The organism is Streptomyces sp. NPDC086077 (genome assembly GCF_040686175.1).
Classification (GTDB): Bacteria; Actinomycetota; Actinomycetes; order Streptomycetales; family Streptomycetaceae; genus Streptomyces.
Genome location: NZ_JBFBJT010000150.1, coordinates 1 through 17,183 on the forward strand (window position 1 = coordinate 1; position 17,183 = coordinate 17,183).

The window sequence follows — 17,183 nt, forward strand, 5'->3', positions numbered from 1 at the left end:
CCTCTGTGTGCCGGCGGCCCCGCCCGGCAGGCCCTGTGTCGGCTCGGCGCCCTCCGCAGAGCTCTGTGGTCTCGCCGCCCGGTGCGGCATGGGCCACTGACACCTCCGACAGCAGAAAGCACATACTTCGATGACCAGACAACCCCTACGCACCGAGCGCAGCGGTCCGCAGACCGCTTCCGTCGTGACCGACCTGCCGTTCAAGCCTCAGCTCGTCAAAGCGGTGTTCAGGGACGGGACCTCGCTGCACGTCTCCCGGCCAGCCGCGTGGGCCGCCGCGTCGGTGACGCGGACCGTGCTGACGGAGATCATCGACGCCGCGAAAAGCGCGGCGGCCGAGGAGACCAGGAAGAGGCTGATTCCCCAGGACCTCATCTCGGCAATCGACCGGAACGTCGAGGTGGAGGTGGGATCGGCGTGGTACCTGCACAGCCCGACCTTCCACGACCTGATGGGCGAGGTGCGCAACGCCGATGGTGCGCTCGTGTCTCTTCGTGAGCGCCGCGGGGCGCGTACACCGAGTGGTGTGGCTGGCGCCCACCGGTTCGAGGCCGGGGTGAGAAGGCTGCTGGGGAGCCGGGGGGTGAGGGCGGTCCCGGCGATGGTCCGCGACCTGGACGGAATCGCGAGCGTGTTCCTGACGGCCCTGGCCCGGGACGCGGCCAAGGTCGTCCGCGAGGGCGGGGTCAAGCAGTTCGGGACGGTCAGTCTGGTGGTGCCGGGCGAGCCAGCCCCGGCCCCGCTGCTCAAGGATCCCCTCCTCGCCCTGTCCACCCGCCGCGGGGACGGGCGGACTGTTGGCGGGGACGACGTCCTGGCCGCCGTCACGATGCAGCTGTTCGGCGATCTCAGACAACGCGCCATCACCGAGGCAGCCGAGATGACACGGAACACGTCGGCCAACTGATCGGGCCCGCCCCTGCGCTCTGCCCACCGCGCACGGTTCCCACGTGTGCGCGGCTCCCGGAATCTGCCGCCCGCATTCGGCGCCGGTCGGCTCGCGAGAACGGGCTCGTCGATGGGCGCGGACCGCGGGCCGCAGGCACCCCACGGGGAAGACCTCCCTTACTGATCAATTCAAGATGAGTTTTGGTTGAGGGGCTTGGCAGTTGGGCTGGCGGGCGGCAGAGTTCTGCAGGTGTCGGATGGTCTTGTGCCTGATGACCTGTGGGATCGCGTGGCCCCGCTGCTCCTTCCTCGCCCGCCGCGGCGTCGGCGGTATCCAGGCCGCCTACCGGCGGATGACCGCGCGGCTCTGCGCGGGATCAGCAAGCACCACCTGATCACCGACCGCTACGGAACACCTCTCACAGTGTCCGTGACCAGCGGAAACCGTCACGACGTCACCCAGCTCATGCCCCTGCGGGACACGATCCCTCGCATCCGCGGCCTGAAGGGCCGGCCCCGCCACCGGCCACGGCAGCTGTTCGCCGACCGTGGCTACGACTACGACAAGTACCGACGCCTGCTCCGCGCCCGTGGCATCACGCCGAGGATCGCCCGCAAGGGTACCGCCCACGGATCCGGCCTGGGCAAGACCAGATGGGTCGTCGAGCGAACCTTCGCCTGACTCCACCAGTTCAAGCGCCTCCGGATCCGCTACGAGATACGAGCCGACCTTCACCTCGGACTGCTCCAACTCGCCTGCATCATCTGCTTGCGACAACTCCGAACCTCATTCTGAAATGATCAGTAAGGGCGGGAGCCGAAATAGGTGGTGTCACGAAAGATCCGATGAATTCCTGGCGCAGGACACTCACTGGTTCATCGGCGGCCGTGCTCCACGACATGGGCGGCCTCCTGACGCAGCACACAGGCTGAGGTCAGGGCACGCGGATGTTGCCGTACCTGGTGTTCGGCTCGCCGTTGGCGTACACGCGCGGGGAGGTGAACATCCCGACCAGCTCCTTGTCGGCGATCATTCTGCGGGGAAGGCTCAGCCCGTAGTGCTCACCCATCAGCCGGTACACGTCCCGGATGTCCGGGACATGCAGCCCCCACTCGTCCGGCTCGTCGGGGAAGTCAGGGTCCGGGTCGACGCTGCCGAGCCCGATCTCGGCGATCATTCGCTGGGTGAGGGGATGATCCGCCCTGACCGCCTCGTGGACCTCGCCGTCGAAGTAACTCCAGTCCAGCGTTCCGTCCACGATCACGCCGATGTCGGGTGGGTCCATGGTGGTGTCCATGATGGTCAGCCATGTGCGGCCCTCCCACAGATGCTTCACGTGACCGGGGCGCTGCGAGTAGAAGCCGTCACCGCCCCCGCACAAGGCGAAGGCCCACCCTGCGTGCTCGCCCAGCCTGGCCCAGTCCGGGACGTTCCTTGACCGGTGCAACGCCGTGTTGAACGTGTCAGGAGACATGATGCCGAGGCCGGGATCCGCCCCCCGCATCGCCGCCAGCTCCTCAACGCTCACGCCTTTGACCATCTCCAGGTAGAAGCCCCAGGAGGCGAGGTCTTGCTGTATCCACTCGAATCCGTCATCGCTCATGATCGGAAGTGTGGCAGCGGCGTCTGACAGCCTGGCCCCGGGACCGTGACCTGTGCCGCACGACACCGCGCCGACTGCCGTGTCGCGAGAGCCGGTGTCCTGCGCCAGGAACCCATCGGTAATTCCGTGGCACTGCCTCTGCTCAGCTCCAGGATCCATCGGTCGATTTCCAGGGACTCGCCTGGGTCCAAACGGACTGTCGTCGGGATGGCGCCCTCCGTTTTCGGGGCGGGCCGCGGGTCGGTGTCGTACGTCGTCATGCCCAGTCCAACGAGACAGCCATATGATGGGACGTGCGGTGCTCAGCCGAAGTCGAGCGTTTCCTGTACGGAAGCAGCGGGGGTCGAACGGGGCAGCTGTGCACTGTCCCGGGGCGCAGCCTTCCAGGGTTCAATCAGCATGTCCTTCCAGCCTTTGGGTGGAGGCCACGAGATGCCCCATGCGGCAGTGTGGACGATCGCGTAATTCCCCAGGTGCTCGTCCGTCAGCATGCAGTCAAGCCCTACCAGAGTGAGTCTCGGTCCCGCAGGGCACTGATGCCGCCGCCATCGTTGAAATGTTGATGAGCGTAAGCCTGGCGGCGCGCGTCGCGGACACCTCTGGTGGCCGCCGCTTCGATGCGCTGAGAGTCCGGATTTGAGTCCATCCGGCGCCGGTCGCGACGGATCAGAACGGTCACTGCGGCCGCCACGATGGATGTGACTGCGATCGCTGTCAGCACCAGATGGACCATCGACACCCCGCACTTGTCTCAGACCGCTCACCACGGTCTCCGCCCCGGCACTGATCGCCGCAGGCTGCCCAGACAACCGTACTCATCGGGGTGTCGCAGGTAACCAGGAGCTCTCGGCAACAACGACTCGCGGAACTTGCCGTCCTATGGCAACTTCATGGTCGGTGCTCGACGGTCGCCCCCACGTGAGGTGGCTTGGACAGCCGGGATGGCTAGGTGATCGAGGGCTTGATGGGCCTGTCGGTGGGGTTCTTGGGGCGCTTGTTCGGGCGGTAGCTGGGGCCGTTCATAATGACCTGGTGGCTGGTGTTGATGAGCTGGCCCAGGAGGGACTCGGTGACGACGGGGGTTGGGAAGAGGGGATACCAATCGCTGGGCGCCCTGTTGCTGGTGATGATCAGCCACCGGCCCTGCCGCTCGGAGACGAGCTCGTGGAGGTCGTCGGTCTGGGCCGGGGACAGCTGTCGCATCGCGAAGTCGTCGAGGATGAGGACGTCGGGTCGGATAAGTTCGCGGATCAATTTCTCCCAGGTGCGGTCCGCGTGGCCACCTGCCAGGTCGGCGAGGATGCGGCTGGCCTTGGCGAAGCGGACGTGGGCGCCCTGGCGGACGGCAAGGTGGCCGAGGGCCTGGGCGATGTGGGCCCGCTTGCGAGGCCGACCACTGGTCGCCCGCCGCGGCGGCGCGACCGGAGCATGGGTCGACAGGTCCTTCCGGACCGTCCGACGGTTCAGCCCGGTCTCCTTCGCGATCTCCGACAGGCTGATCGCACCGGACTCATACAGACCGCGGAACCGGCGAAGCTCCAACCACCGATGCGGGTCCCAGACCATGACCAGCCGCCCTCTGCCTCCCCAACAGATCAAGCAGCAGACTGCCCAGCAACGGCTTCCCCTGCTTCACGAACTGAGCACGTTCATCCGTACGTGACTGGGCACGTTCACGTGTACGCCGACAGTCGGCCCCGCGCGGCACATGACCCGGGTCGGTCCTCGAGCAGCCCGACGGTTCATGGTCGGTGCGGCTCGACCTGCAGGCCTGGCTGATGAAGGAGGGCGACACCATCTCCGACGGGACCGGCCGGTCCTGGACACCTGCATCGGCCCGACCTCGCCTACGACCAGCCGACAGCCATGGGAGCCATGGCGTACACCGACTCCGTCCTGCACAGCGACCGGGCCAGCCATTTCCTCCAGGAGGGCGGCCTGTGGCGGCAGTGGTTCCAGGACGCGCCGCACATGCACGGCGATGACAGCATCTCCACCTACCTGGGCGGCATTCGCCTCGCCTGCGCCGTCATCGACGGATGCGCCGACACCTGACCCCATTGGTCTTGTTCGCGTCGAAGACTCTGGCTCGTCGTCCTTGAGGCGGCGACCCTCCGTCATGCCAGTAGGACGCTGTCACGGAGAAGTTGGAAGCCTGCCCGCCCGAACATCTGGCGCTTGAGCATCTTGATCCGGTTGACATGGCCTTCGACCGCACCTGAACTCCAGGACAGAGTGAGTCCGGCGGTGACGGCGTCGAGGTCGCGGTCGATGTCAGCGGCGAAGGTGTGGAGGCTGGGCAGGTCGTCCTGTCGGACGGCGTCGAGCCAGTCCGGGAGACGCTCGCCTTGGCGGTCGGTGAGCATGACCGCGAAGGACCGGACGTGTCGGGTGAGTGCGTCGAGTTCAGGGCACTGGGAGCGGACGGTCTTGAGCTGGAGTTGTTCGGGCTCAGTGAGGGTTTCCGGGCGTCTGAGGATCCATCCGAAGACCGTTCGGGACGACGGCGGCCGGGCGGTCACCGGTCGCGGCGAGGTGCGCTTCTTGCAGGTAGGCGCGCGAAAGCGCTGGTAGCTGCCCTTGTAGCCGAGCGGCACGATCTCCTCCCACAGCTTCCAGGCGTTGGTGAAGCCCTCGTTCCAGCGGTCGTCCAGGTAGGGCTTGTAGTCATCGAGTACCGAGGTCCGGTTCTGCCACTGGCCGGTGAACAGGTCCTCATCTGGCTTCGCAGCATCGGCGAACCGTTTGACGGTGTGCCAGGCCATACCGAGCTGCCGCTGGACCGAACGCAGGCTGTGTCCTGCCTCCAGGAATGCGTGAACGGCGGCGTGCCGGGACCTGGTGCGGTCGGCGAACCGGTGCCCGGTCGGCCATGGCGAACCGGACGGTTCTTCTTCCGGGGCGGGCTCAGGCTCAGGTTCGGGGGTGGCTGGGACAAGGGCTCGCAGGCAGCGGCGGTGCTGGGCGACGGTCCGTTCCGCGGCCTCGCTCAGGTTGTGCCAGAGGTGCCACCGGTCCGCGCCCTGGACGGCCTGCGGGGCGCCGGCGGAGGCGCCTTCGGCGAAGAACGGCGCACGGTCGCGGCAGACGACCTCAATGCCCGGCCGTTCGGCGAGCCAGGCCGCCAGGCTGGACGCCTCCCGGTCCGACAGCAGATCAACGGGCGGCGGGTCTCGATGTCGACGAGGACGGTGCCGTAGTGACGGCCCTTGCGGGTGGCGTACTCGTCGACGCCGACCACCCGCGGCGCGAGGACATCGGGCTCGGGCAGCGCATCGACCAGCCGGAGCACCGTGCTACGGCTGGTCGATCACCCCGAGCACGCGGGCGATGCGGGCTCCAGCCCGGCCCGCGAGGGGCCAGGCCGACCGCGGCCAGGGTGGAGCGCAACCGTTCGGTCCGCTCACCGTGCCGACGTGTCAAGCCGGGTATCTGCTCGACGAAGGTACGGCGTGCGCAGCCCGAGTTCCCGCAGATGAACCGGCACATCAGCGGGAAACCGCAGGTAGGAACCATGAACCCGGTTCGACCAGACTGCGCAGACCGGGCACAGGGCACCGTTCGCGATGCATTGCGCGTCAACGCGCACTATCTCGATGTTCACGTCCACCGACAGCACCGCGACGTCCGCGATCGACGGAAACAACAACTCCTTCAGCCAGGGCGCGACCTCTTCCACGGCCCCGAACTGCCGGCCCCACTGTCTTGTCCACGGACCATTTTCGGGCGACTTCGCGCACGGCTCGAAGGTGTCCGGATGTCACTCAGAGTGGCCACGTCACAGAAGTTGAGTCGGAACCCGAGAACGGGAGGCACCCGGTTGGTTGCACCCAGGCTTTCCGTCGGCGATGCCCCTGGCAAGGTGGAGCGTCCTGAGCGCTACTTGGGTGAAGGTGAGTACGAGTACCCGTGTGGGCAGTGATCAGCTTCCTGCATGTTGTGTGCATGCGATCGATATCACTGTCGAAGCCTGTTCTGGTGGCCGCGCTCGGCTGCCTGGTCCTGTCCGGCTGTGGCGCTCAGAACGCCGCCACCGATCCGACCCCCGCAGGCAGTGCCGTCTCGGCGACCACCCCGCTGGATGCTCCGCACAACGATCCGGAGACGCGGTTCCTTGAGCTGATCACCCGCATCATGCTGGGCTGCGCCCCTGACGTCCCCAACGACAAGGGTGATGATGTCGTGCCCGAGCCGGAGGACCTGCCCGGTTGGGAGGAAGCGCCCACACCGAGATACGGGCCGGGCGAGACCCCGCCGGGTGTCCCGAACGCCGACGGCGACATACCGGTTCCCCTTCCTTCGGATGCTTCCGACCCGCCGAAGTCGACCCCTTCCACCGCCAAGCCCAAGTCGCTCAAGGAAGTGCCGCTGACCGACATCGAGAAGTGCAGCGGCAGCGAGCACGCAAAGCGCGTCAGTGAGGGGTTCAAGAACACGAAGACGACCAGCTACCAGGCGATGCACAAGAAGCTGACGGGCCTGGATTACCCGGCATCGCGGATTCACCAGATGCCGAACCGTGCGGGTGCGCCACGGGCAAGGCTGGACCTGCGCTTCATCGGCAGCCACTTGGCTTTGGAAGCCACCGGCACCAGCAGCGGAGTGATCATCGAAGCATTCGGGGCCCCGGAAACGGAGGACGTGAAGATCACCGACGTGAAACGGAGGCCGCAGCTGGACGCGCCCATGTCCTGACCGGATCGCGCGGGACGTGCGCAAGAAGGGGCAGACCCTCTATGTCGGCTACGACCAACTGGGCACGCCGGGCGGGCCGCTGGCCAGGCATCCTGCTAACCAACCGACTCGGCCTGCTGGACGACCTCGTCGAACACGACGGCCGCACCATCCGGCTGCCCCTGGGTCAATTCACCAGCACCGACCTCGACCTGCTCGTGCTCGGCGTGATCGCCGAGCACTGGCCCGCCCTACACACCCACTTCGGCAACGCTCTCCTCACACGCCTCACCGACGACATGCTCTCCCCTGCCACGGACACGGCCTGGGAGTACCTTGCGCTGGTCGCCGACCGCCACCCCCAGCTCGCGCAGGAACTCGCCGCGGCCATCGAGCAGCAACCCGACCTCCTCACCCACGACACCGTGCTCGCCTCGTACACCCACACCCCACCGCGGCGAGCCGCACCTGCTGTACGCCCTGATCGACACCTCCGGCCGGGCGACGACGGAAGCCGGGACGTCGCACCCCTGCTCCTGGCAGACCCCCTGGTCCTCGGCCTCGACCCGGCAACCGTGCAACGCGCACTGCACACCGAACTGGGCCCACGACGCAGCGATTCACCCGCTCCCTACCTCCGGCGCGTTCCTCGCCCTGGTCGGGTTCCCCGACGACAAGCCGTCACCGACGCCTGGGAGGCCCTCCAGCGCGAGCGCGAGCTGCACGGACACGTCGAGGTGGACGTGTCGGTGTACTACCCGCTGGCCTACGCAGCCGTCGGAACCCGCTGTCTTCGCTGATCAGGTATCCCGCGACAGCGAATGGATCTACAGCCACTTCACCAACGACGTCGACCCACCGTTCGCACAAGCCGCCATCCGCCGCCTGGAACGTGCCCCGAAAGCACGCACCCAGGCCGACGCCGCCATCACCAGCACGGACACCTCCGATGCCCGGGCCGCCAGCTCGCCTCCCTCAGCAGCGCGGCCACCGCTCTGCCCCCGGACGTCGCGGACAACCTGCGCCAGCGGCTCCACCGGCAACGAGGCCTTTAGCTGCCCGCCGCCGTACACGACTTCGTCACCGCCACAGACGTCCCCGTCCCCGCTCTTCTGCTGCGCATCCTGCAGTCAGGAACAGGGACACGACTCAAACGCCAGACCGCACGCCCCCTCCGCAACCACACCCCTTCACCCTTCTGACCTGCATAAACATCAAGAATCTGACAGGGATTCCCAAGATATCCACGACACTCCAGCTTGGTGCGGGACCGCAGGCCACGACACCACAACATCTGGCCAGAGGTACACGATCCGTAGTCACCACTGGCCAGACGCCACACCATCGCCCGCCGAGAAGATCCAGCTCACCACAGAGACCCCAGGTAACGATCCTTCAGACCCCCTACAGGTGACCGACGAACTGCTCGCCTTCCCCACTTCAGTACGACTACATCAACTTCCTCGGCCGCTACGCCTTCACGCGCCCACCAGCGCCGGGCCTGCGGCAACTGCGCGACCCGCACACGAATGACGAGACGGACGACGCCAAGGACGGAAAGCCGCAGGTGCCCGCGATCAAAGGCGGTCCGGTCCCGGAGTCACCCCCTACATCTCCGGGCTGGAACGCTTGATGACGGGCGTTCAGGGGTCAAGAGCCGACCGGGCCGAGCTCTACGGGTGTGGATTCACTTCTGTCCAAGGGCCGAAAGCTCTGAGGGTCGCGTCGACAAGTGAGTCGGCGTATGCGGCGGTCAACGGACCGCTGCGGTGCAGCCACCGCTGGAAGAGGGGGGCGTAGAGCACTTCGAGGACCAGGTCGAGGTCGGCGTCGGCGTCCAGTTGGCCGACTTCCTGGGCGCTGCGCAGGCGTGCTTTTTTCGCTTCTTCGAGCGGCTGGGACAGCTTCTCGCGGTACTCGGCCGCCAGGGCGGCATCATTGGCGATCTCGGTGTTGAGGGCCCGGATCAGCCTGTCGAAGGACGGGTCGGCGAACTCCTGTGCCGTGGCACGCATGACGAGCTTGAGGTCGGCCTCAAGGTCGCCCGTGTCCGGCAGCGCGACCGACTGCCCGTCCGTATCGTCACTCAGAGCCAGAAGGGCAGCGAAGACGACCGCGCTCTTCGACGGCCACCGCCGATAGATCGTCTGCTTGCCGACGCCGGCACGGGCGGCGATGGCCTCGACCGTGACCTTCTCGTATGCCTCCTCTGCGACCAGGGCGCGGGTGGCCGCGAGGATTGCCTGCCGGGATCGTTCCTTGCGCCGGGAGTGGTCCGGCCCCTTCTCGTTGGACATGCGTCCAGCCTATCCCTGAAGCGAAACGAGACGATCCGTATTGATAGACCACGAGCGATGCCCTAGGCTATAACCGAATCGATACGCACCGTTTCGTTTACTGAGAGTGAGGCACTGTGGCGAACGCAAGAGTCTGGCTCATCACCGGCGCATCCCGCGGCCTGGGCAGGGCTTTCGCCGAGGCCGCCTTGGCGGGCGGTGACCGCGTAGTGGCTGCCGCCCGCAACGTCGAGCCTCTGGAGGAACTGACCGAGAAGTACCCCGACCACCTGGTCCCGCTTGCGTTGGATGTCACCGACCGCCAGGCCGTGTTCGACGGGGTAGAACGGGCGGCAGCCGCGTTCGGCAGGCTGGACGTCGTCGTCAACAACGCCGGCGGACTGCTCTACGGCATGGTGGAGGAAGCCACGGAGGAGCAGATCCGGGCGCATATGGATGTGAACTTCTTCGGCGCTGTGTGGGTGGCTCAGGCGGTCCTTCCTCATCTGCGCGCCCAAGACGGGGGACGGCTCCTCCAGGTCACCTCGATGGGCAGCGGCGGCGGAATGGCCACCGTCGGCTTCTACGGCGCAGGCAAGGCCGCGCTGGACTCAGTCAGCGAGGCACTGGCGATGGAGGTCGAGGGGTTCGGGATCAAGGTCACCATCGTGCAGATGGGCGGCTACAACACCGGCCTGTTCACCACCGGCACCACGACCACCGAACCCCTGGCGCAGTATCAGCCCCTGCGCACCGAGATGGAGGCGATGTGGGGCGACGCCGTCGCCCCGGAGCCGGGCACCGCTGCCCCGGTCATCATGGAGCTGGCCGCACTGCCGGACCCGCCCCGACGGCTGATCGTCGGCAGCCAGTCTTTCGATCACGTCTTGGAGATGGATCAGGCCCAAGCGGATCTGTACCGGTCTTGGGAGCACCTCAGCCGTACCGCCCCGGGCTGACCGGGTCCCGCGCCGCGACAGTCCCGCCCCCCTCCCGCTGCGCAGTCGCTGGGACGGACGTGGGCCGAGAAGCACGCGGTACCGGCAAGAACCGCCACAGTCGACCGCAGGTCAGGCTGCCTCGCCCGTCTGGGAGATGCTGTTCGACCGCGCAGGGTTCGAACGCCCATGCAAACGGGGGACAGTCGGCTGATCGGTGGCTGGCCACAGAGCGCGGTGTGTCGGCGGCCAGTGTTGTAGAAGTGCAGCCAGGGCGCGAGTGCGTCGGCGCGTTCGGTGTTGCTGGCGAAGACCTGGTGGTAGACCTTGTCGGTTATGGTGGAGATGGTCTGACGGAAGACGTCGGCGCCGTAGACCTCGGCCAGGTGGGCTTGCACCGCGCCGGTGGTCAGGCCCTTCGCGGCCAGCGAGATGACCATCTGTCGACGCCGGTCAGACGCTTCTGCCGCTTCTTGACGATCTTCGGTTCTAAGGATACGTCACGGTCGCGAGGCACGGCTATCTCCACCGGGCCGACGTCGGTCAGGACGGTCTTGGAGCGTTTGCCGTTGCGGGAGTTGCCGCCGTTCCTCCCGGTCGCATCGTGCTTGTCATATCCGAGGTGGTCGGTGATCTCGTCTTCCAGGGTGGACTCCAGCAGCCGCTTGGTCAGTTGCGGCAACACCCCGCCCTCGCCGGTCAGCTGTAGGCCCTCGGCCTGGGCGCGGCCAACCAGCTCGTCGATCAACTGGTCGTCCACGGCCTTCGCCGACGCAGCCTTCGTGTGCTCGACGGTCTCGGACTCGGACACGTTCTCACTGGTCATCGATGCATCTTCCATGATCGGGAGTTACACCGAACGTCTGGCTCTGGCCCGTAGTCGGTGGTGACGCTGAGTAGCCACCCTTGATCATGATCTCGTGATGGATATCAACTTCCTTATAGGGACGGCTTTTTCGGGGCTCTCGACACTGATCGTGGAGGACGTGGCGGACGGCGGCGACGCGGTGGTGGTCTCGGCTCGGACCCGGGACGCGGCGGTGCCGTGTCCGGTGTGCGGGATGCCGACGGCGAAGGTGCACGGTTATCACCGCCGAACGGTGAGGGACGTGCCGGTCGACGGCCGCCAGGTCGTCGTCCACCTGCGCGTACGGCGGCTGGCCTGTTTGGCCCTGGGCTGTGGGCAGCAGACCTTCCGCGAGCAAATTCCCGGACTGCTGGAGCGCCATCAGCGCCGCACGGTGCGGCTTGTCGGGCAGATATCCCAGGTGGCAAGGGAGTTGTGCGGCCCGGCGGCCTGCTGGCCGTGCCCGTTTCCCGCAGTACCGCGCTGCGCCATCTGCGGCGCCTGCCGCTGCCCCAGCAGACGGTCGCGCGGGTGATCGGCGTGGACGATTTCGCCCTGCGCCGCCGCCACCGCTACGCCACGATCATCACGGATGCCGAGACCGGCCGGCGCGTCGCGGTCCTGCCCGATCGCGTAGCTGCGACGTTGGAGTCCTGGCTGCGTGAACATCCTGGTGTCGAGGTCGTGTGCCCGCACTGCTCGGCCACCTATGCCGAGACCGTCCGCCGCGCTCTGCCTGACGCGGTGCAGGTCAGCGACCGATGGCACCTCTGGCACAACCTCTGCGACAAAGTCCAGCTCGAAGTCCGCGCGCACGCCGGATGCTGGGCCACCGTCAACCCGCCCCGCCCCGGCGGAGTGCGCGAGCAAACCACACTCGAACGCTGGAACAAGATCCACGAACTCCTCGGGCAGGGCGTCGGCCTGCTCGACTGCTCCCGCCGCCTCAACGTGGCCCTGAACACCGTGAAACGCTACGCCCGCATGCCCGAGCCCTCGGTCCTGCGCATCGCCCCCGCCTACCGGCCCACCCTCGTCGACCAGGGCCGCGCCGAAGGCGACCGCCCCGTCACCACCCCACGGCACGCCAGCCGCCTCCTGCTCACCAACCCCGACAACCTGCGCCCGAAGGAAACGGCCCTGCTGGAGAAGATCGCCGCGGCCTGCCCGGAGATGACCGCACTCGCCGACCTCGTACGCGGCTTCGCCGCCCTGCTCAAACCGGCCGAGGGCAACGACATGAAACTCACCGAGTGGATCACGACAGCCCGGGCCATCGACCTGCCTCACCTGCGCAGCTTCACCAACGGTCTCGAAATCGACCGGTCCGCCGTGAACGCCGGCCTCACCTTGCCCTACCACAACGGCCGCACGTCCGGCCGTGCGCGGCCGGACCCTGATCCAGACACTTCGCAAGCTTCTCCAGGGAGTGCGGCGACAGACGACACCAGCGCCCGTCCGGTCCCGCGAAAACAGCTCCCGATGCCGCCCTGCCGCCACAACTGCTTCCATAGGTAAGCCGACTCCAGACTCACACGCAGCTGCCGGGCCACCTCGGACGGCATGACCTGCTGAGCGAACAGCTCAGCCGCCTGCACCGCACCGTTTCCCGGCGCCGTCGTGCCGCAGGCGTCACCCCACCCCCATCCGCATATCTCACACACCACGGACTACCCACAACACCACACCCACATCAGCCAGTTCAACGAACATCACCCTGACGAGCCGAGATCAGTAAATGCCTCTGACAGCAGCCCGTCTGGTGCGGGCAGAGCGCCATTGCCCTGCCCGCACCAGCGACGGGAGAGCGAACCTCGGATGACGGACGATCCAATTCACCCAGGGGAATGGCTGTCCTGCCTGACGGCGTCTAGCCAGTCCGGCAGACGCTGGCCCGCAGTCGAAGTCTGAGCCACGGGACGGGCCCGGGCCTGACGGCCGGGAGGGCCCTCACGCCCCGAGGCGACTTCAAAGCTCGGTCCACGGATGTGGCTTGCCGGGTCCATGCCTTGGCCACGCCTGAAGTACGGCTGCAGCGCCGTCCCGTGTGACCGGATTCAGATCACCGCAACCCGAACGGTCTCCTGGCGCGTGTTCTTCTGAGATACTGCCAAGCTCCGTAACCGGTCGACGGTGGGCGCCAGTTCACCACGGGGGCACAGATGAAGATCGAACTTGCTGAACTACTCACGTCACTCCGCTCGGAGATCAACCGGGCACGTCTTCAGGCGGCCGGTGAGGACGTGCGGTTCCGGATCGACTCCATCGACCTCGAGCTTCAGGTCGTCGCCGAGCAGAGCGCCGACGCGGACGCCGGCGTACGGTTCTGGGTGATGTCGCTCGGGGCGAAAGGAAGCGTCAAGTCGGCGGAGACGCACACCGTCAAGCTCAGCCTGGCGGCGGAGACGTCCGGCGGCGGGTCAGTTCTCACCGGTGACGACGTATCCAGTCTGCTCGCCGCCGACTGAGCCCCCGGATGAGTCCTCTCGACACCAGCCGGGTGGCCCAGGTCGTCGTCATCGGGCCCGGGAAGAACACCGAGTACGGATCCGGCTACCGGGTCAGCCGCAAGCTGATCCTCACCGCCGCCCACCTCCTGGGTACAAGCGCCGCTTGCCAGGTGATGCTCGGCGACGACAAGGCCAAGCTGCCGACCACAGTCGTATGGCGTGGCTCCGGCTCCGACCTCGCGCTGCTGCAGCTCGACGAGGTGCCCGCCGAGCTGGGCCCCGCGCCGGGTGTCCCGCTCGGCCGGTTGCCGGACGGCGTAGGAAGCGTGCCCTTCGTGGGCATCGGCTTCCCCGCCTTCGCGCAGCGGGAGGAAACGGACCGGTTCCAGGGACTGGAACGCCGGGACAGCCGACAGATCGACGGCCGCGTCAACCTCGGCTCCAACATGAAGTCAGGCTACCTAGACCTCACCATCACCACCTCCCCTCCCACCGAGAGGGGTCCCGGCGGCCAGGACGCCTGGAAAGGCATCTCAGGAATGGCCCTGTTCACCCAGCAGGGCGTCCTCATCGGCGTCCAGACGCACCGCCTCCCCGCCGCCGGTTCCGGCAGCGCCGAGGGCGAGTCGCTCGCCACCGCCCTGGCCGATCCGGCGTTCACCGACATCCTCCGGCAAAACCGGGTACGCCCGGAACCGGTGCAGGTGGAGGCATCCGGCCGCGAACCGGGACGCCGCCTGCGCTCGGTACTCTTGCAGCAGGAACTGATCGAAGGCTTCGGGGACTTCGAGAAGAACCTCACCTCCGACCGCCTGCCCTACGTGTCCCCCGGAAACAAACACGAGGCGCACCCCGACGAGTTGTTCACCCGCCTGATCATGTCCGGCGAACGCGGCGTCCTCCTCGTCGGCGCGGCCGGAACGGGCAAGTCCCGCACCGGACTCGAGGTCGGGCAGCTAGCCCTCGAGGAGGACTGGCGGGTGCTCCACGTCGTGTCCCCGCACCGCCGCGAGTCGAACGCCGAGCAAATCCTCGACGAGATCGCCGAGCACGCCTTCACGGAGACCGGCTCCGTCCTGGTGGTGATCGACCTCAACGAGACCAACCTGGACCTGAACGGCATCCGGCAGCAACTCCTCCCCGAAGCGCGACGCCGCGGCGTCACCATGGCCCTGCTCGCCTCCGCACGCCCCGGATGGCTGCTGAGAGCCGACCGCGCGCTGGTCTACGAGCTCTTCGACGAGGTGCAGCTCCGCCAGGACGCCGAGTTCCAGGAACTCGTCACCCGCCAGGCGCTCGAGACCCTGGCGCCCACCGCCAAAAACCGACTGGGCATCGAGCGCATGCTCGCGCTCAGTGGCAACCGCCCCATCATCGCACTTTTGGTGGCGCGGGAAATCGAACGCCGGATCAAGGCGGACCTTGAGATGCCCTCGACCGCCGGCCTGCGCTCCGGCGGCGAACTCCCCGCCTGGCTGCTGAAACGGCTCAGCGAGGACGGTTACACGGTGCCCGGCCGCCGTGCCGACGACCCGCACACCCCCGCCCGCGCCTCCGACGGCCTGATCGCCGCCGGCGCCGCCGCGGCCGCCTGCCCGCAGGAACATGCCGAGGTCGTCGCCGCCGCCCAAGCGACGCTCACGGAGCTGCGCGGCTCGGGCCCGCAGGCCGAGGGCATCGTCGCGACCCTCGTCTCGCTGGGCTGGCTGGAGCACAAGAACGATGCGCTCTCCGTCGCCCACGACATCGTCGCCGACCAGCTCATGGAATCGGTGATGCTGCCCGAGCCGATCCCCGTCCCGGACGTCGCGGGCACCCGCGCCATGCTCGCCGGGAGTCTGACCAGCGCCCGCACTGTCGGCCGCTTCTCCGTCAACATCGGCCGCCTGGTCAACGACCTCACCTTCGCCGAAGGTTCGACGGCGGTCGCCCCCGTGCTACACGACTGGTTCACCGAGCACGCCACCGTCATCGGCGGCCTGTTGCGCGCCGACTCCAGCGTCGGCGGCTACGCCCTCGGCGCCATCTGCTCCGGCCCTCCCTGGACCAACGCGGCCATCGAGTGCTGGGACCAGGTTGTCAGCCCCTGGCTCACCGACTTTGGCGGAACCCTCGACGCCCGCCACGTCCTGCACCGCGGCCTGCGCCATCTCCCCGCCGACGGCGCCAGATTCCTCGTACCCGTCGCCCTCGAATGGCTGAAGGCCCACGGCCTGACGCCCGTCGCCGGCTACGTTGCCGGCTCGCTGTTCTCCCGCACCGACGTGTCCGCCGACGCCGTCCACGAGGCCACCACCACAACCCTCGCCTGGCTCAATCGCCACACCACCGACCCGCGCGCCGGCTACCTCCTGCGTCCGCTGCTAGCCCGTACCGACCTGAGCCCCCTCGATACCCGGCAAGTTATCTCCGCGGCCAACATGTGGCTCAGCCGCCACGCCACCACCTTCAGCGCCGGGTTCGTCCTCAGCGCCCTGTTCGCCCGGCCCGACCTGACGGCCGAGGACGTCCGGCGGGTACTTGCGGCCACCTTCACCTGGCTCGAGCGCCACACCACCACTCTGAGCGCCGCCCACATTCTGAAGCCGCTCCTCGCCCAGCGGGCCCTGGAGCCGTCCTCCCTCCGCAACGCCGTCCAGGCCAGCTTCGGCTGGCTGGTCCATCACGCGACGACTGTCCAGGCGGAGTCGGTCGTCACCCGGCTGCTCGGCATACCCGAACTGTCCTCGGATGACGCCGAGTCGGCGCTCTCCCACGCTCTGGACTGGCTCGACCACCACGCCGCCAGCGTCAAGGCGGAGTTCGTCCTCGGCCAACTCCTTGACCGCACCGACCTGCCGGAGCAGCACAGCCGTCGTGTGCGCCAGGCGGCCCTGAGCTGGCTCGACCACCATGTGGTGACCGAGAAGGCGTCTTACATCATTAAGCGCGTCCTCGGGCTGCCCGACCTCACCGAGGACGAGGTCCTGCGCACCGTCACCGCCGCCCTCCGCTGGCTCGACGACAACCTGAACGGCGACGCGGGACACGTCCTGAGACCCGTCCTCGCCCGCCCCGACCTGCCGGCGGACGACGCCCAACGGGCGATCCGCTTCGCCCGCGCCTGGCTCTCCGAGTACAAGGACACCTCGGACGCCGGGTTCGTTTTGGACGCCCTGCTGCCCCGCAACGACCTGGACGCCGAGACTGTCGAGGAGTCGACCAGCGTCGCCCGCGACTGGCTCGACCGGTACGCCACCGAGCTGTACGCCGGGCACGTCATTTGCCTCCTCCTCAACCGCGTCGGCCGGGGCGGTCGGGAAGCGGGCGGGGCCGCGGGTGGCGGAGCGGCCGGAGGAGCCGGTGCGGAACTCGGCGGTGACGGCGGCGGCGCATCCGACGACCGACCCGACCGTGAACGGCAGCACCTACTCGCGCATGCCTTGGCCTGGCTCGATCTGCACGCCGCTGAGTTCTACGCCAGCCATGTCCTCTCCGCCGTCCTCGGCCGCGCGGAACTGGACCCC

General features: G+C 67.7%; 12 protein-coding genes and 5 pseudogenes. 9 read left to right on the top strand and 8 right to left on the bottom strand.

Features of this window, described 5'->3' with window-relative positions; genetic code table 11:
• The first annotated feature begins 130 nt into the window (after positions 1-130).
• Both AB0O67_RS30645 and AB0O67_RS30650 read left to right on the top strand, forming a co-directional pair.
• Positions 131-907, top strand: coding sequence for a hypothetical protein (locus AB0O67_RS30645; protein ID WP_365457047.1), 777 nt, complete (start codon positions 131-133; stop codon positions 905-907).
• 231 nt (positions 908-1,138) lie between these two features.
• Positions 1,139-1,684 (top strand): annotated as a pseudogene (locus tag AB0O67_RS30650) (IS5 family transposase).
• A gap of 139 nt (positions 1,685-1,823) precedes the next feature.
• Here AB0O67_RS30650 and AB0O67_RS30655 read toward each other — a convergent pair.
• Entirely contained in the window at positions 1,824-2,492 is a 669-nt protein-coding gene (locus AB0O67_RS30655) for a hypothetical protein (protein WP_365457050.1), read from the bottom strand.
• A 945-nt stretch (positions 2,493-3,437) separates the two neighbouring features.
• Complete coding sequence (locus AB0O67_RS30660; protein ID WP_365457052.1) at positions 3,438-4,034, bottom strand: ATP-binding protein; 597 nt, start codon at positions 4,032-4,034, stop codon at positions 3,438-3,440.
• Positions 4,035-4,319: 285 nt separating this feature from the next.
• Between AB0O67_RS30660 and AB0O67_RS30665 the strand changes: the two genes are divergently transcribed.
• Positions 4,320-4,547: a DUF6000 family protein gene (locus AB0O67_RS30665; protein ID WP_365457078.1), complete on the top strand. Its 228-nt coding sequence runs from the start codon at positions 4,320-4,322 to the stop codon at positions 4,545-4,547.
• Between the two features lie 62 nt (positions 4,548-4,609).
• On the opposite strand, the gene AB0O67_RS30670 is transcribed toward AB0O67_RS30665, so the two are convergent.
• From AB0O67_RS30670 to AB0O67_RS30680, 3 genes and pseudogenes are all read right to left on the bottom strand, one after another.
• Positions 4,610-5,257 carry a transposase gene (locus AB0O67_RS30670; RefSeq protein ID WP_365457054.1) on the bottom strand — a complete coding sequence of 216 codons (648 nt, stop codon included), beginning with the start codon at positions 5,255-5,257 and terminating at the stop codon, positions 4,610-4,612.
• Between the two features lie 24 nt (positions 5,258-5,281).
• Positions 5,282-5,647: pseudogene (locus AB0O67_RS30675) on the bottom strand (transposase); the annotation flags it as partial.
• A gap of 248 nt (positions 5,648-5,895) precedes the next feature.
• Positions 5,896-6,171: a hypothetical protein gene (locus AB0O67_RS30680; RefSeq protein WP_365457057.1), complete on the bottom strand. Its 276-nt coding sequence runs from the start codon at positions 6,169-6,171 to the stop codon at positions 5,896-5,898.
• A 239-nt stretch (positions 6,172-6,410) separates the two neighbouring features.
• Here AB0O67_RS30680 and AB0O67_RS30685 point away from each other — a divergent pair, with 239 nt between their 5' ends.
• Positions 6,411-7,187, top strand: coding sequence for a hypothetical protein (locus AB0O67_RS30685; protein WP_365457060.1), 777 nt, complete (start codon positions 6,411-6,413; stop codon positions 7,185-7,187).
• Positions 7,188-7,228: 41 nt separating this feature from the next.
• On the top strand, positions 7,229-7,966 hold the full coding sequence (locus AB0O67_RS30690; RefSeq protein WP_365457063.1) for a hypothetical protein: 738 nt from the start codon (positions 7,229-7,231) through the stop codon (positions 7,964-7,966).
• Positions 7,967-8,839: 873 nt separating this feature from the next.
• Here AB0O67_RS30690 and AB0O67_RS30695 read toward each other — a convergent pair.
• On the bottom strand, positions 8,840-9,463 hold the full coding sequence (locus AB0O67_RS30695) for a TetR/AcrR family transcriptional regulator (RefSeq protein WP_365457066.1): 624 nt from the start codon (positions 9,461-9,463) through the stop codon (positions 8,840-8,842).
• Positions 9,464-9,579: 116 nt separating this feature from the next.
• Here AB0O67_RS30695 and AB0O67_RS30700 point away from each other — a divergent pair, with 116 nt between their 5' ends.
• On the top strand, positions 9,580-10,401 hold the full coding sequence (locus AB0O67_RS30700; protein WP_365457069.1) for an SDR family NAD(P)-dependent oxidoreductase: 822 nt from the start codon (positions 9,580-9,582) through the stop codon (positions 10,399-10,401).
• A 176-nt stretch (positions 10,402-10,577) separates the two neighbouring features.
• Here the strand turns inward: AB0O67_RS30700 and AB0O67_RS30705 are convergent.
• Positions 10,578-10,715: pseudogene (locus AB0O67_RS30705) on the bottom strand (IS481 family transposase); the annotation flags it as partial.
• Positions 10,704-11,206, bottom strand: a pseudogene (locus AB0O67_RS30710) (transposase); the annotation flags it as partial. The pseudogenes AB0O67_RS30710 and AB0O67_RS30705, both read right to left, overlap by 12 nt.
• 97 nt (positions 11,207-11,303) lie before the next feature.
• On the opposite strand from AB0O67_RS30710, the pseudogene AB0O67_RS30715 reads away from it, so the two are divergent.
• From AB0O67_RS30715 to AB0O67_RS30725, 3 genes and pseudogenes are all read left to right on the top strand, one after another.
• Positions 11,304-12,607, top strand: a pseudogene (locus AB0O67_RS30715) (ISL3 family transposase); the annotation flags it as partial.
• A gap of 782 nt (positions 12,608-13,389) precedes the next feature.
• Positions 13,390-13,695 (top strand): trypco2 family protein, encoded by a 306-nt coding sequence (locus tag AB0O67_RS30720; RefSeq protein WP_365457072.1) that lies wholly within the window; start codon positions 13,390-13,392, stop codon positions 13,693-13,695.
• A gap of 8 nt (positions 13,696-13,703) precedes the next feature.
• On the top strand, positions 13,704-17,183 hold a 3,480-nt coding region (locus AB0O67_RS30725), incomplete at its 3' end, for a trypsin-like peptidase domain-containing protein (RefSeq protein WP_365457075.1).

Excerpts from the sequence above, each read along its gene's own strand:
- AB0O67_RS30720 (WP_365457072.1), top strand. The coding sequence starts at position 13,390 with ATGAAGATCGAACTTGCTGAACTACTCACGTCACTCCGCTCGGAGATC.
- AB0O67_RS30690 (WP_365457063.1), top strand. The coding sequence starts at position 7,229 with ATGTCGGCTACGACCAACTGGGCACGCCGGGCGGGCCGCTGGCCAGGC.
- AB0O67_RS30655 (WP_365457050.1), bottom strand. The coding sequence starts at position 2,492 with ATGAGCGATGACGGATTCGAGTGGATACAGCAAGACCTCGCCTCCTGG.
- AB0O67_RS30645 (WP_365457047.1), top strand. The coding sequence starts at position 131 with ATGACCAGACAACCCCTACGCACCGAGCGCAGCGGTCCGCAGACCGCT.
- AB0O67_RS30695 (WP_365457066.1), bottom strand. The coding sequence starts at position 9,463 with ATGTCCAACGAGAAGGGGCCGGACCACTCCCGGCGCAAGGAACGATCC.
- AB0O67_RS30670 (WP_365457054.1), bottom strand. The coding sequence starts at position 5,257 with ATGGCCTGGCACACCGTCAAACGGTTCGCCGATGCTGCGAAGCCAGAT.